We start from the raw sequence: 14,263 nt of genomic DNA on the forward strand, positions 1-14,263 counted from the left end.
GATTAGTCGCTCACGGTACGTGTTGGAATCAATTGTTTTTGACTGAGTTGTCTAGAATTTTTAGGATTTCTAAACACCAGTTGATCAAAAGGAATCGGGGTTTCACTTTCGATTCGAGCATTTAAAATCTTATAATGATCAGGTGATTTACCACAAACAGGATCAGCATTTTTAGCATCACCCGTCATCATAAATGCCTGACAACGACAACCGCCATAATCTCGATCTTTATCTGAGCAGCTTTGGCACATGTCTGGCATCCAGTCATCACCACGGAATTCATTAAAGCTCAGTGAGTCATACCAAATCTCGGAAAGTTGACTCTCTTTAACATTTGGGAATTGAATGGGGAGCTGACGTGCCGCATGACAAGGTAGGGCAGTCCCATCTGGAGAGACTGTTAAAAAGATTTTACCCCATCCGTCCATGCAGGCTTTTGGACGTTCTTCATAATAATCCGGGACCACAAAAATCAATTTACACTTGATATTTTGTTCCTGAATTTTTTGACGATATTCATTAGTAATGCGTTCAGCACGAACTAATTGTTCTTTGGTCGGTAATAAGCCTTGACGGTTCTCATAGGCCCAACCATAAAATTGGCAAATCGCCAATTCAACGGTATCCGCTTCCAACTCCAAACAGAGCTCAATGATTTGATCAATTTGATCAATATTATGCCGATGAATAACGAAATTCAGCACCATAGGATAACCGTACTGTTTCACCAGACGTGACATATCATACTTTTGCTGAAATGCATGTTTAGAGCCAGCAAGGGCATTATTCACGACGGGATCACTGGCTTGAAAGCTGATTTGAATATGTTGCAAACCTGCTTGTTTTAACCCTGCAATCCGTGCTTCGTTTAAGCCCATACCTGAGGTAATCAAATTGGTATAGAAACCTTTTTGATGTGCATACGCCACCAATTCTTCAAGATCTTGACGAACTAAAGGTTCACCCCCTGAGAAACCCAGTTGAACGGCTCCCATTTGGCGTGCTTGGTCAAAAACATTAAACCATTCCTGTGTGCTCAACTCTTGATTATGCAAAGCATAATCAAGAGGATTAGAACAATAAGGACATTGTAAAGGGCAACGATAAGTCAATTCAGCCAATAACCACAGTGGCAGCCCTACAGTTGCTTTCATGCTAAATCAATCCAATGTTCACGTTGAGCAACCAACATATATTCAATAATGTCCTGTTTGATTTCAGGGATATCACCAAATTTTGCGGTGACTTTTTGAATAATATCAGCAATCGTGGTTTGTCCATCGATATACTGACCAATTTCACTCGCGCTTTCATTCAATTTGATCATACCTTCAGGGTACAGGAGAACATACGCATTTTGAGCCGGTTCAAACTGAAAACGATAACCTTGACGCCATGTTGGAATAATCGATAAATCTAATTCAGGTAAACTCATTTGAATAATCCCTTATGCCAAACATGATCAGCGGTGACACTATGATAAGGCGCTTGGTTATGCACATAGGCCAAAGTCAAAGCATCTAAAATGGTCCAAAGAATATCCAATTTAAATTGTAAGATTTCGAGCATACGCTCTTGTTCTTCAACCGTTTTAAACGAATCTAAGGTGATGGTCAGACCATGTTCTACATCGCGGCGTGCTTGACTTAGACGAGAACGGAAGTAGGTATAACCCTGTTCTTGAATCCAAGGATAATGTTTCGGCCAAGACTCTAAACGAGACTGATGAATTTGTGGTGCGAATAATTCAGTTAAGGAACTACTTGCTGCTTCACGCCAAGTGGTACGACGCGCAAAATTAACATAAGCATCTACGGCAAAACGTACACCAGGCAATACCAATTCTTCAGAAACCACCTGTTCGCGGGTTAATCCCACTGCTTCTGCCAAGCTTAACCACGCTTCACGACCACCGCCATCAGGATAAATACCATCTTGATCGATCATGCGTTGAATCCACTCTTGACGCACACGTTGATCAGGACAATTGGCCATAATGGCCGCATCTTTCAGTGGGATATTAATTTGGTAATAGTAACGGTTTGCCACCCAAGCCTGAATTTGCTTTTGTGTCGCTTTCCCTTCATGCATCATAATGTGAAAAGGGTGGTAAATATGATAATACTGACCTTTGGCAAGAATCGCTTCTTTAAACGCTTCTGGACTTAAGGCTTCTGTAATCTGTTGCATCATGTCACCTTATAAATCGATCTGCATACCATCGAAAGCCACTTCAACCCCGTGCGCTTTTAATTCTGCAGCTTGTTGAGACTGTTCATTTAAGATCGGATTGGTGTTATTGATATGAATCAGCACATTACGCGTATTTTCGAGTTGATCTAAATAAGATAGAGACCCCCCCTCACCACTAATGTGTAAATGACCCATTTCTTGACCCGTTTTTTTACCAACACCGTATTCTTGCATTTCAGTATCAGTCCACAAGGTGCCATCAATCATGACGCAATCTGAAGCTTGCATGATTTGCATCACTTGATCATCAATTTTGCCTAAACCCGGTGCATAGAAGAGCTGCTTATGGGTTTTTAGATCTTTCACAATCAGTGCAATATTATCGCCATCATGTGGATCGTGACGGTGGGGAGAATAAGGTGGCGCAGCACTTCGAATGATTAAAGGCGTGAACTCTAAATGTTCAAATCCTTCAATTTTAAAAGAAGATTTTGGATCAATTTGACGATATTCAAATCCACCATTCCAATGTTTTAACATATTAAAAATCGGGAATCCTGTAGTCAAATCTTGATGCACCATGTCCGTACACCACACTTTAATCGGGCAGCCTTCACGAAGCGTTAATAGACCTGTGGTATGGTCAAGTTGACTGTCCATCAACACCACATTGGTGATGCCTGTATCACGTAATTTGCGTGCAGGTTGTGCCGCTTTAAAATCAAAAAGCTGCTGACGAATATCAGGAGACGCATTGCATAGAATCCAATCGATACCATTTTCAGAAATAGCGATTGAAGACTGGGTGCGTGCTTTAGCTTGAATCGTGCCTTGACGAAGACCATGACAATTGTGGCAATTGCAGTTCCATTGTGGGAAACCACCGCCCGCTGCTGAACCTAAAACATGAATATACATAGATCACTCTTTCCAAAAAATAAAAGCCCTAGTCGTCTAGAGCTTTTATTTGATTTAAGTCTCTTAAACCTTAGCGTGCTTCGAAATACATTGTGATTTCAAAACCAATGCGGATATCTTGAAAAGCTGGTTTAGTCCATTGCATGGGAATGCTCCAAAAGGATCTTAATAACGTTAAGATGAATAAAGGAAATTGTCAGATGTATTATATTCCTAGTCAATTAAGATATATACCTTATTTAAGAAACTACTATAATTTTAAGTAGGGTGTAACATATGAATCGTTTATAAACTAGCTTTAAAGCTTTTATTACCTCATTTAAATAGTGGAAATTTCTATGAAATTACACATTCATTTAACATAATTGTGGTTATGCGAAATTCCTAGCATATTAATCTTTTGTCTTATAGCTTTGTATTTTACCAATAGGTAAAATATATTCACAACCTACATCGGAAAAGTAGGTAGTTAAGAAAAAAGTTGCAGAGATTTATAAGCCTTATAGTAACGGGAGAGACTATAGGGCTTTTTATTTATCTTAATATTCATATATCTATGATAAAGTCATGATGCTCGACGATATAAAAGACCGGCTTGAAAATAGGCCGGTCTTTTAATTTAATACTTGCCCTTTTTTTATGATCATTATTGATCTTAACAACTAGAGTTAAAATAAAAACCAGGAAAATCAAATGCTTTATCATTATTAATACCTTCTTCTAATCTTTAAGAATGCCTTTTCCCACTACAAATAGATATGACATAAGGGTAGCACTGATACAAACCATTTTTTAAATGGCCTTAGCAACTCGATAAACAGTTGCAACTCCACAATTCACTGCTTTGGCAATTTCTTCCTTAGTCATATTGCCAGCTGCTAGCAATTCTTTTATTCGTTTGTGCTTAGCCTCATTGGCTTTCTTACCTGTTGGCTTGTAACCCGAACGCGCTAAGCCCTGCTTAATACGTTCTATACGTTTCTCATTGTCTAGGCGGGCCATTGTTGCCAGGAGATCAATCAACATATTGTTGATGAGTTCCAAGATTGAATGAGTAATGCTGTCACTGGTTTGAATCATTTGGTAGGTAGTAGGAAGATCTGCCACAATTAATCGAAGTCCTTTCTCCTGAATCCTGCGCTTCAGCTCTTGAAAATCCTGTTGGGTTAGGCGTGATAATCGGTCAATACTTTCAACCAACAAGGTGTCACCTTGATTTGCTTCTGACAGTAGCTTATTCAATTCAGGTCGGTCTAACTTCGTACCACTATAGTTTTCCACGTACACAATGGTTTTACCCAAATTCAAGTTTTGGTTTAGATCCTGAAGAATCTGCAAAGCCCTTTCTGCATCTTGATCTTTAGTTGAAGCTCGTAGATAAATACGTGTATTCATTTCTATCATTTAATCTTAATTCTATTAGATTAATGATAACACTATCATTTAATTATTACATTAAGTCTAATGATAGATATTGTATGCGATTTGGCTCGCTATCATTCAGCTATACTCTTTTGATAAAAAAAGCATGACTAAAAGCCATGCCTTGGGAATTCGTATAACATGTATTATGTTAATTTTAAGAACACTTCAGAACTGATCTACTTACTGATAATAAATACTTTGCCTAATCGTTTTAGTATTTTTTCGATAGTGGGCTCTAAGACTTCTGGAGTTAAATTTAGTTTAATTTCTACAGGATAAGAGGTTAATAACTCTTTGATAGGAGGCCTTTGTTCATAAGGCAGACACTCAATTAGAATCATTAGAACTTTAGGCTCGAAGCATCTTTTTGATGTCGCTTTGAGAGTTAGGCTAGGCATGGACCACCTAAGTTATAATATTTTATATAAGTGCCACTGTATCAGATATTTAAATAAAGAAAGAATGGTTCTTTCTATCAAAAAAAGAATCAGATGATAAATATATGATCGTATTTTATTCCCCATTTAACATAATGGTGGTTATACGAAATTAGTATTGTTATTCACCAATTAAAATGTCTATGTGATAAACCATTTAAAATGTCCTGTTTTTAACCACAAGAGTCAAGCACAGGATTTAACTTTCTTTGTTCAATAACAGCTTTCTGAGCTTTACGACTCGGCATACTTTTCTTGAGACGGGAACGTTTATTCTGTTTCTCCAACTCTTCATGTTGTTGCTGGATATGCGCCAGAACTGAGCCTAATCTTTTATTCTCAACCACTTCATTCTGCTGTAGTCCAGCCAGTTTATTGAAGACGCTATAGTTGATCTTCCGTCCTTCATGCATGAGGGCCACAGTGCCATCCGGGTACTCCAGAAATGAAATGTATTGCCCAACAAGCTTATGATTCAGCTCTGTCGGTTCAAGCAGATAAATACACTTGTCATAGGTGATGGTTAGGTTCTTCGTGACCTTACGCGGTTCCTGCCAAGTGAATATATCCTCCAGCTCAGCATCAGATTCCGTTAAAGATCGATGTAAATTCTTCAAGTTTCTCGCACACTTGGCAAACTTCTGATTGAAGTGCTCAATGAAGCAGGGTAGCCATGCATTGGCTTCGGCAATTGAACTGATGCCTTCCAGACGCATCTCCTTGATCAAACGGTCTTGAAGGGTTCTATTCGCGCGTTCTACGCGACCTTTAGCCTGTGGTGAGTTGGCAAAGATAATATCAATATTTAACTCGTTCAGAATCCGCCCAAATTGCGTGATTTTGCTGTCTTTCCTGGATTTCTGATTAACTCTGAATACCGAATGTTTGTCGCTATAAAAGGCCAGAGGTTTGCCGTATTGTTCAATGTAGGCTCGGGTTGAAAGCATATAGTCGAAGGTGGTTTCCGCCTCACAGAAGCGTAGATGCAACAGCTTTCCAGTGGCATCATCGATATACACCAATAAACAGCACTTAGCAGCGCGTCCTTCGAACCAGTCATGATATGAGCCATCAATCTGGATCAGCTCACCGAAGCAATCCCGGTTATAACGTGGCTGATATGGACGTTTAAGGCGCTTGGATCGCGGAATCCAGAGGTCATTGGCCATCATCCAGCGCCGAACCGTTTCTACCGGGATATTCAGGTCAAATATGCTGCTGAGCTTCTCATGCGCCAAGGTAGGTCCAAAGCCCAGCAGATGTTCAGAAATAATGGAAAGACATTTTGATTTTAATAACTCATCATGGCGATGATGGCCAGGTTGACCACGACTGGCATGTGCCAGACCTGAAACACCGTCTTGATTGAGTTTCTGCAATAACCGGGTAATTTGACGAGTGGAAAGATTCAGGATTTCAGCAGCACGGACCTGGGTAATACGATGATCTCGAACGTCTTGCAGAACTGCAAGACGTTGAATTTCCTTGTCAGACATAGTGATCAACATCTCTAATTTATATCCAGTCCATGATGGTAAAAACCATCATAAACTAGACATTTTTATTGGTGAGAATATAGACACTTTAAATGGTTTCTAACAGATTGTGTTCGTATAAGAGATTTTATGTTAAATGCATGATCAAAAGACTTAATTCATAAGTCTTTTGAAAGCACTTTATTATATTAATTTTATTCTAAATAATTTTTGTACTGGTTAAGTTAAAGCTTTACTTTTTAAGATAGAAAAGCTATCTCCATGTGTGCTTAACAGCTCTATAAAAGCTGGAATAGTAGAGCTATTCAGTAAATAAGGATTAAATTCATCATTATGATAATGCTTAAAGAAATCAATAACTTCTTTATGAATCATGGCATATTTCATATGCCATGCAGAAAATAAAAATTTTTCGATATTTTCGAAAGATAAAACTTCACAGTTTTTATGACGTGGATCTTTTAAAATTTTTTCATAAAATAGATATTCTACTTTATCTTTCTGACCTTCTAAGCATTGAATAAAGTAATCGTTTCCATAATAAAGAACACCATAAATTTCATTTAGGCTATTAAAAGCTACGGCTTCTGTCAAAATATCATATAGATCATTTATCGGATTAATATTACTTTTGATCTTACTTACATATAGTAGTCTAAAGTCATTCATAGCTTTTGCCTTAATGAAAATTTTAAAAATTTTTAATACGATTAGGGTCTGTTGACATTTCAAGTATAGAATTTACCCGATAAAGGTAGCCAAATAAATATACAAGCTAATGCAACTGCCCCCTCATAGCTACACTTTAGCTTATCATATCGTAAAATTCACTTATCCTGGATAGCCGCAAAGGGCCGAGTTATATGTGAGCCAAAGCGTACAAAATAGCCTAAATTTTATCCCCAGCAATTGGGGATAGTTTTCAACCTGGAAGAATTGAGAACATTGGAAAAATGCTAAAATTGACTATTTTTTAAACAATTTTATTGGCAAGAAGTATCAAAACCGCTCATAAAAAAGCCGACTTGTTTCAAAATCGGCTTTTTGCGGTTTTTATGATCAGGATTAATTATTTAAGTAATTGATATTTAAATTAATATACAAGTGTACTTCGTATAAGCGCCATTATGTTAAATGAGAAAAATTAGTAGAAATAATTGACCTATTTTATATTGTGTGCAATTATATTTTGCACAATATAAGTCTAAACAAGGTAATATCAATGAGTAACCTCTATTCAACTCAAGTCAAAGCAGTCGGTGGACGTTCTGGAACAATTAGTAGTGAAGACGGTCTTTTAGAATTAAAATTGGCTCTACCTAAAGAATTAGGTGGGAAAGGTGATGCAACAAATCCTGAGCAATTATTTGCTGCTGGCTATGCAGCCTGTTTTGGGAATGCAGTGATCCATTTAACTCGTAGCAATAAAGAACATAAAATACGTGATAATGATGTAGAAGTTTTGAGTACTGTTGGAATGGTTGCTAATGGCAATGGCGGATTTGCCTTGACAGTACACTTAGATGTCACGCTTTCAGGTATTTCACAAGCTGATGCAGAGAAAATCGTGGAACAAACGCATCAAGTATGTCCTTATTCCAATGCTATTCGAGGTAATATACAGGTGTCTACCACTGTCTATACCAAATAAAAAAACTATGTCCAAGAATCAGCTTTGCTTAGATGAGCAACTATGTTTTCCTATTTATGCTGCATCTAATTTAATTGTGAAAGCTTATCGCCCTTTTCTTGCACCTCTTGGGCTCACTTATCCTCAATATTTAGTGATGTTGGTCTTGTGGGAAAAAAAATGTGTAAGTGTGGGTGATCTTGGACAAATTTTACATCTTGATAGTGGAACATTAACGCCATTATTAAAAAGAATGGAGACATCTGTTCTGATTAATCGATCTCGTGATCCTCATGATGAAAGACGAGTTCTAATCTCCTTAACAGACAAAGGGCGAGACTTATCTGCTGAGGCTGAAAATATTCCTAAAGAGCTTACCAAAAACATTGAGTTTGATAACTTAAGTCAATTACGAGATGAATTAAAAGTATTAGTCAATCTATTGTCAGAGAGAGTTTAATACCTCTTAATATCTGATAATAGAAACCGTTTACTTTTAAGAATCAATTAGTTTTCCTTAAATTAACATAATACACGTTATATTAATCTAAAAATGGGAGCCTTTAGCTCCCATTTTTACTATATTTTTTAAAGTTTTAGGCGTGTTGTACAGTGAGTTTTAAGCCTAACGCATTTACTACGCGATTAATTGTATCAAAACGTGGTGCTGAATCATGACGTAGGGCTTTGTAGAGTGCCTCACGCCCAATCCCTGCTTCTTTAGCAATTTGAGTCATGCCACGAGCTTTAGCAATAACACCAAGTGCATGGGCTAATTCAGCTGGATCATTATCTTCAAGAACCATATTAAGATACATCACAATGTCTTCTTCAGTTTTGAGTGACTCAGCCATATCAAAACTTGGTAAATCAGCGACTTTAACCATTTTAATCCTCCAATGTTTTCGATAATTTGATTGCACGATCGATGTCTTGTTGTTGAGTCGATTTATCTCCTCCACCAAGCATTACAATCACTACATCACCATGTTGGATGTAATACATTCTCCATCCAGCACCGAAGAATTCTCTCATTTCCCAAACGCCATCTTGGAGAGGTTTAATGTCTCCCCAATTTCCACGTTGAACCTTATCTAATCTACGATTCAGGCGAATACGGGTCATATTGTCTTTAATGCCATCCAACCATTCATCAAATTCTGGCAGACGTTTAATTTCAATCATGAGGATTCCTTATCTTCTCACTATATTGTATTCGATCGAATACAATATGCAAGTAATCTATACGAACATCCATTAATTTCGTATAACAACCATTATGTTAAATAGAGGGAAAATCTATTTTTAAAGTGATAAAATTATTGTAGTTATTTTAAGAATAGCTGCTTTTGATACTTGATCATCTATCCTAATTAAAAACTGTTTTTTAATAATTTGGAATATAAATAAGATTTAGTTAAAATTAACATTATTCATATAAATTAAAATTATGTATTACATTTACTAATAATTTAAAATAATTAGTAGAAAAAAATTATGTTTTAATTATTTCTTTGATTATATAAATTGAGAGTAAAAAATGATTAATACGGAATTTTCAGAGTGTATTTCTGCATGTACAAACTGTTCACTTATTTGTACTGAATGTGCAACTTCTTGTTTAAAAGAAAAAGATTTAGAGATGATGCGTGAATGTATTCAACGTTGTCTAGAATGTGCAGATATTTGTCAGTTATGTGTGCGTATGCAACAACATAACTCACCTTTCCTCAAAGAGATTTGTGAGCTTTGTGCTAAGATCTGTGAATATTGTGCGGAAGAGTGTGAAAAACATTCACATGATCATTGTAAAAAATGTGCTGAGGCTTGCCGTCAGTGTGCAGAAGAATGTCGAAAAATTGCCATGTAAAATACTTCAATAATGTTAATTATATGGCTCTAGACTAACATAATCATTCTGCTAGTCTAGAGCCTTTCCTAAAATTAACATAATACACCTTATACGAAGCCAAAAATGGGAGCTTTAAGCTCCCATTTTTAGTCTTTAATTCGCTTTTTCGCTTCGTCATAAACTATGCTATCAGCTCGTTTTCCGACGGTAATGAGCAGGATAACTACCTGATCATCTTTAACTTGATAGACAAGTCGGACACCAGCTTTTAATAATTTGATTTTATAGCAACCTGCAAGATCGCCTCTAAGCATATTCTTTGGAATATGTGGCTGCTCTATGACTTTGGCTAGTTTCTTTTTAAATTGATCTCGTATAGCAACAGGGAGTTTTTCCCATTCTGCTGTAAAGTCCTTGTGACGTAAAAGCTTATAAGTCATCTAATGTGACTTCCTCAAACATCTCTTTAGGATCATTAATGCGCTTACGGACAAGAGCTAATAATTCTTCATCTTCTTCTGAAAGCAAAGCTTTTTTGACAGGCAGTTTCCCAGTCGTAGCAACATACTCAAGAATACTAGTGAAGAAATCCGTAGGTGCAATACCTTGCTCTTTAAGGATTGAATAAGATTTTTCTTTAAGGGCTTCATCGATCCTGAAGTTAACAGTAGCCATCATATTTCCCAAGTATTTAATGTACTAGGAATATTGTAATGCAAATTGCATTACAAGTCGACTTCGCATAACAGCCATTATGTTAAATGGAAGGAAGCAAAATAAGTTAACATTTTGCTTCCGGCCACATTAAGCTAGAGTTTTATTTAAATAAAGCTATTTAGTAATCATTAAATTAATTAAAATCTAAATCTAACACCAGCTCCATATAACCAACCTTTCTCAGAGTTTGATTCTATTTGCCACGACGTTTCATCATTACCTTTTGAATACTCATAGGCAATGTCGATATACGGCATGATCTTTTTACTGATTTCATAGCGAGTTTCAAACCCTGCGGTTGCACTGCTTAAACCAGTTTTTTTCGCATATTTAGAGTCATCACTAAAGATAGCATCCAACTCTAAATAAGGTTGAATAATCAACTTTTGCGTAATCAGAAAATCACGTTCCGTTTCTAGGCTAAAGCCCGCATAATTGTCTTCTCCCGCATAGAGATAAGCATCAGTTTCAAAGAAATATGGCGCCATACCATGTAAGCCAATCACCGCATCAACATTTTCTTCGGTGTCTTTGCGATGATCATTGAGTTCAACTTTTTCACTACGATAACGTGCACCAATCTGTGCATCCCAAAAGTCTGAAATCATACGGCTATATAAAAGTTTGGCATCATAATGTGCATCATGCGATTCTTCTTTATCGGCATGAATTTTAATAAAAACCTTATTTTCATCTGTGCCAATACGGGTTTCAAACTCTGACTTTAAATCACCTGTGCCATCTTCATTGACAAGCCACTTATTGTCCACTGTCGTAATCGCATAAATTTGCGCACCGTGTTCTGAGCGATGATCATAATGCGAACTCTGCTGAGCATTCGCATCTGGTACATGATGTAAATGATTAACCGTAGATGTTGCCTGATGTTGTGCCTGATTCATTTGGCTATGGTTCATTTGAGAGCGATCCATTTGCATCGGCTGATTTTGACTAGAAGATGTAGCAACTGTCATTTTTTCAGGCGCACTATGATCTTCACCATTATGTGCCAAACTCACTGCACTGACCATCAACAAAGAGCTTGCTAAAACAGTTTTAGAAAAAAGATTAATGGTGCGCATGTTGATCTCCTTTCTGTACTTTTTGATCTTGCTGTTTCTCTGTTGATTTGTGATGCATTGGCTGATGACCTGCATGTTGATGGTTCATCGGTGCTGAATGTGCAGCATGATTCATTTTCCCCATCATCTGCATGTGTTGTGCATGCTCTTGTGGAGAATGCTGTGAATGATCCATCTCAGACATCGCTTGATGATTCATTGATGGTACATTTTTTCCATCAGTCTGAGCAGTTGAATGATGCCCTTCGTGCGCCAAACTTAAGCTTGTTAAACTCAATACCGCAACAGAAAAAAACGCTTTAAATACAAAATTAGTGATGTGCATGTCCAGCTCCTTTTTGCTCAGTTACTTGGTGAGTTTGAGTCGAATTTGTACCTTGAATTGGCGTTGTAGACACTTGTTCATCGCTAACATTTGCCACGATCAACTTGTTCATCATTCCTGCACTCATGTGATACAACAAATGACAATGGATTGCCCATTCGCCCAACTCATCCGCAGTTAATAAAGCAGTCACTGTTTTACCCGGTGGTACAATCAATGTGTGTTTATTCGGCATATCTACCGACTCTTGACCATTCTCCAACTGCATAAACATGCCATGTAAATGCATGGGGTGCGCCATCATACTGTCATTAATAAATTTGATACGGATACGCTCGCCATACTTCACTTTTAATGGCTCAGCATCGCTGAATTTTTTACCGTTAATCGTCCAAATATAACGCTCCATAGTACCGCCCAAACGCACTACTAATTCACTGCTAGCTTCACGAGTATCTTTTTGCGGTTCTAAAGATTTTAAATCACTATATTGCAAGGCTTTATTGCCCGCAGGTGTAGATGCATTTGCCCAACCATAAACCACTTGATCATTTTCTTGTGGTTTTGCTGTGCCATGCTGTGAATGATCCATTTTCGAGTGATCCATGCCTTGCATATCGCCATGGTTCATTTTTGAATGATCCATTTTCGAGTGATCCATGCCTTGCATATCGCCATGGTTCATTTTTGAATGATCCATTTTCGAGTGATCCATGCCTTGCATATCGCCATGGTTCATTTTTGAATGATCCATTTTCGAGTGATCCATGCCTTGCATATTGCCGTGGTTCATTTTCGAATGATCCATTCCTGCATGATCACCGCCACCATGTCCCATATCTTCCATGGTCAAAAGTGAGCGTGGACGTGGTGCAGGCATATGAATGCCATGTGTCATAGGATTTAATTCATTGTGCAGTGTACCAATCGCATAGCCTGCACGGTCAATTGACTCAGCTTCAATTTGATAATGTCCGCCTTTGGGCTCCACAATCACATCATAAGTTTCAGCTGTGCCAATACGAAACTCATCCACAGCAACAGGTTTTACAGGCTGACCATCAGCACTGACCACAGTCATTTTCAAGTTAGGAATACGGACATCGTAGAAAGACATCGCAGATGCATTCACAAAACGTAGGCGAATTTTTTCATTCGGTTTAAACATTCCTGTCCAATTTTGTTCAGGTGTTTTGCCATTAATGAGGAAGGTATAACCTGTAACATCCGACATGTCGGTTTTTAGCATACGCATCTGATTCCACATTTTGCGGTCAGACCATGTCGCTTTTATGCCATCACGTTTAACCTGCTTCCAAACATCACCCAAGGTTTCACGCTGATCTTGATAATATTCAGCTGAAATTTTAAGATCTTTCTGAATTTGATCACTGGTTTTTTCATGAAAATCTGACAACATCACCACATAGTCACGTTCAGCTTTTTCATGTGCTGCCAATGGTGTTTTACCTTTTGGATAAATCACAAAAGAACCATATAAGCCGTCCTGTTCCTGTCCTTTAGAATGAGCGTGATACCAATAAGTCCCGCTTTGGCGAATCTTGAATTTATAAACATACTCGCTTTGAGGCTTAATACCGTTAAAACCATTAAATCCCGGTACACCATCCATAATGCCCGGCAACAACAGTCCGTGCCAATGAATAGAAGAATCTTGGTTTTTTAAATTATTTTTCACGCGAATGATGGCTTCATCACCCTCTTCAAACTCAAGCAAAGGCGCAGGAAATTGACCATTTACGGTAATGCGCTTTACAGGCTTTCCAGTTGGGCTGACCACTGCTTCATCAATAACAAGCTGATATTCACGCACTTCGGCAAAAACCAAAGGCGACGATGCAAAACAAATACCTGCTAATAGGTACGAACTAATTTTATGAGACATAACTTAACCTTAATTTTTGAAAAATAAATAAATTTTAAAAAAATTGGTTAAGTTTTAGGAGGACGTGAAATTTCTTGCCAATACCCATTTAGATATTGGTTGGGGTAATAAAAATTAGGCTGATCTATAGAATAGAAGGTATATAGGGGATCTAGCGAGCTTTGCAAAGAATGAAGACATGAGATCTGTGTCTGGCAGGATAAGCTAGAACATTCCTGACACTTTTTGTGATCTATATTCTGATTAAGAGCTAAATGATTATGGCAATCGGTATTCGTCTGT

Annotated in this window: 18 protein-coding genes and 1 pseudogene; 3 read left to right on the forward strand and 16 right to left on the reverse strand. The window is 37.6% G+C overall.

Annotation, left to right across the window (positions count from 1 at the left end; genetic code table 11):
* Positions 1–2 precede the first annotated feature (2 nt).
* The 9 genes and pseudogenes from pqqE to ACWM1W_RS16660 all read right to left on the reverse strand — a co-directional run.
* Entirely contained in the window at positions 3–1,154 is a 1,152-nt protein-coding gene (pqqE, locus tag ACWM1W_RS16620; protein ID WP_004781095.1) for a pyrroloquinoline quinone biosynthesis protein PqqE, read from the reverse strand.
* A complete protein-coding gene (gene pqqD, locus ACWM1W_RS16625) occupies positions 1,151–1,435 on the reverse strand; it encodes a pyrroloquinoline quinone biosynthesis peptide chaperone PqqD (RefSeq protein ID WP_004781094.1) in 285 nt (94 codons plus the stop codon). Before pqqD ends, pqqE begins: the two co-directional genes overlap by 4 nt.
* Positions 1,432–2,190, reverse strand: a complete 759-nt coding sequence (gene pqqC, locus ACWM1W_RS16630) for a pyrroloquinoline-quinone synthase PqqC (protein WP_005254635.1) — start codon at positions 2,188–2,190, stop codon at positions 1,432–1,434. The genes pqqD and pqqC overlap by 4 nt, the downstream gene beginning before the upstream one ends.
* Positions 2,191–2,199: 9 nt before the next feature.
* A complete protein-coding gene (gene pqqB / locus ACWM1W_RS16635) occupies positions 2,200–3,111 on the reverse strand; it encodes a pyrroloquinoline quinone biosynthesis protein PqqB (RefSeq protein WP_004781092.1) in 912 nt (303 codons plus the stop codon).
* A gap of 70 nt (positions 3,112–3,181) precedes the next feature.
* Entirely contained in the window at positions 3,182–3,256 is a 75-nt protein-coding gene (gene pqqA / locus ACWM1W_RS16640) for a pyrroloquinoline quinone precursor peptide PqqA (protein WP_075107140.1), read from the reverse strand.
* Between the two features lie 647 nt (positions 3,257–3,903).
* Positions 3,904–4,515 carry a recombinase family protein gene (locus ACWM1W_RS16645; protein WP_284880653.1) on the reverse strand — a complete coding sequence of 204 codons (612 nt, stop codon included), beginning with the start codon at positions 4,513–4,515 and terminating at the stop codon, positions 3,904–3,906.
* 631 nt (positions 4,516–5,146) lie between these two features.
* On the reverse strand, positions 5,147–6,481 hold the full coding sequence (locus tag ACWM1W_RS16650) for an ISNCY family transposase (protein WP_461603325.1): 1,335 nt from the start codon (positions 6,479–6,481) through the stop codon (positions 5,147–5,149).
* A gap of 207 nt (positions 6,482–6,688) precedes the next feature.
* Positions 6,689–7,138 carry a BLUF domain-containing protein gene (locus tag ACWM1W_RS16655; RefSeq protein ID WP_375726240.1) on the reverse strand — a complete coding sequence of 150 codons (450 nt, stop codon included), beginning with the start codon at positions 7,136–7,138 and terminating at the stop codon, positions 6,689–6,691.
* Positions 7,139–7,197: 59 nt separating this feature from the next.
* Positions 7,198–7,290 (reverse strand): annotated as a pseudogene (locus tag ACWM1W_RS16660) (IS5/IS1182 family transposase); the annotation flags it as partial.
* A 401-nt stretch (positions 7,291–7,691) separates the two neighbouring features.
* Between ACWM1W_RS16660 and ACWM1W_RS16665 the strand changes: the two are divergent.
* On the forward strand, positions 7,692–8,120 hold the full coding sequence (locus tag ACWM1W_RS16665; RefSeq protein ID WP_180087572.1) for an organic hydroperoxide resistance protein: 429 nt from the start codon (positions 7,692–7,694) through the stop codon (positions 8,118–8,120).
* A gap of 7 nt (positions 8,121–8,127) precedes the next feature.
* Positions 8,128–8,559 carry a MarR family winged helix-turn-helix transcriptional regulator gene (locus tag ACWM1W_RS16670; protein WP_005264140.1) on the forward strand — a complete coding sequence of 144 codons (432 nt, stop codon included), beginning with the start codon at positions 8,128–8,130 and terminating at the stop codon, positions 8,557–8,559.
* Between the two features lie 136 nt (positions 8,560–8,695).
* Here the strand turns inward: ACWM1W_RS16670 and ACWM1W_RS16675 are convergent, their stop codons facing one another.
* Positions 8,696–8,986: an addiction module antidote protein gene (locus ACWM1W_RS16675; RefSeq protein ID WP_060875721.1), complete on the reverse strand. Its 291-nt coding sequence runs from the start codon at positions 8,984–8,986 to the stop codon at positions 8,696–8,698.
* A 1-nt stretch (position 8,987) separates the two neighbouring features.
* On the reverse strand, positions 8,988–9,284 hold the full coding sequence (locus tag ACWM1W_RS16680; RefSeq protein WP_180087573.1) for a type II toxin-antitoxin system RelE/ParE family toxin: 297 nt from the start codon (positions 9,282–9,284) through the stop codon (positions 8,988–8,990).
* A 355-nt stretch (positions 9,285–9,639) separates the two neighbouring features.
* On the opposite strand from ACWM1W_RS16680, the gene ACWM1W_RS16685 reads away from it, so the two are divergent.
* Positions 9,640–9,969, forward strand: coding sequence for a four-helix bundle copper-binding protein (locus tag ACWM1W_RS16685; protein WP_004641881.1), 330 nt, complete (start codon positions 9,640–9,642; stop codon positions 9,967–9,969).
* A gap of 128 nt (positions 9,970–10,097) precedes the next feature.
* Here ACWM1W_RS16685 and ACWM1W_RS16690 read toward each other — a convergent pair whose 3' ends face one another.
* The 5 genes from ACWM1W_RS16690 to ACWM1W_RS16710 form a co-directional block, all read right to left on the reverse strand.
* Positions 10,098–10,391 (reverse strand): type II toxin-antitoxin system RelE family toxin, encoded by a 294-nt coding sequence (locus tag ACWM1W_RS16690; RefSeq protein WP_000221358.1) that lies wholly within the window; start codon positions 10,389–10,391, stop codon positions 10,098–10,100.
* Positions 10,381–10,626, reverse strand: a complete 246-nt coding sequence (locus ACWM1W_RS16695; protein ID WP_000246755.1) for a type II toxin-antitoxin system RelB/DinJ family antitoxin — start codon at positions 10,624–10,626, stop codon at positions 10,381–10,383. Before ACWM1W_RS16695 ends, ACWM1W_RS16690 begins: the two co-directional genes overlap by 11 nt.
* A 179-nt stretch (positions 10,627–10,805) precedes the next feature.
* Positions 10,806–11,750 (reverse strand): copper resistance protein B, encoded by a 945-nt coding sequence (locus ACWM1W_RS16700; RefSeq protein WP_004668309.1) that lies wholly within the window; start codon positions 11,748–11,750, stop codon positions 10,806–10,808.
* Positions 11,737–12,075, reverse strand: a complete 339-nt coding sequence (locus ACWM1W_RS16705) for a hypothetical protein (RefSeq protein ID WP_004897649.1) — start codon at positions 12,073–12,075, stop codon at positions 11,737–11,739. The genes ACWM1W_RS16700 and ACWM1W_RS16705 overlap by 14 nt, the downstream gene beginning before the upstream one ends.
* Positions 12,062–13,981, reverse strand: a complete 1,920-nt coding sequence (locus ACWM1W_RS16710) for a multicopper oxidase domain-containing protein (RefSeq protein ID WP_179994454.1) — start codon at positions 13,979–13,981, stop codon at positions 12,062–12,064. Before ACWM1W_RS16710 ends, ACWM1W_RS16705 begins: the two co-directional genes overlap by 14 nt.
* Between the last annotated feature and the right edge of the window lie 282 nt (positions 13,982–14,263).

The organism is Acinetobacter sp. TW_SC_4 (assembly GCF_054861205.1).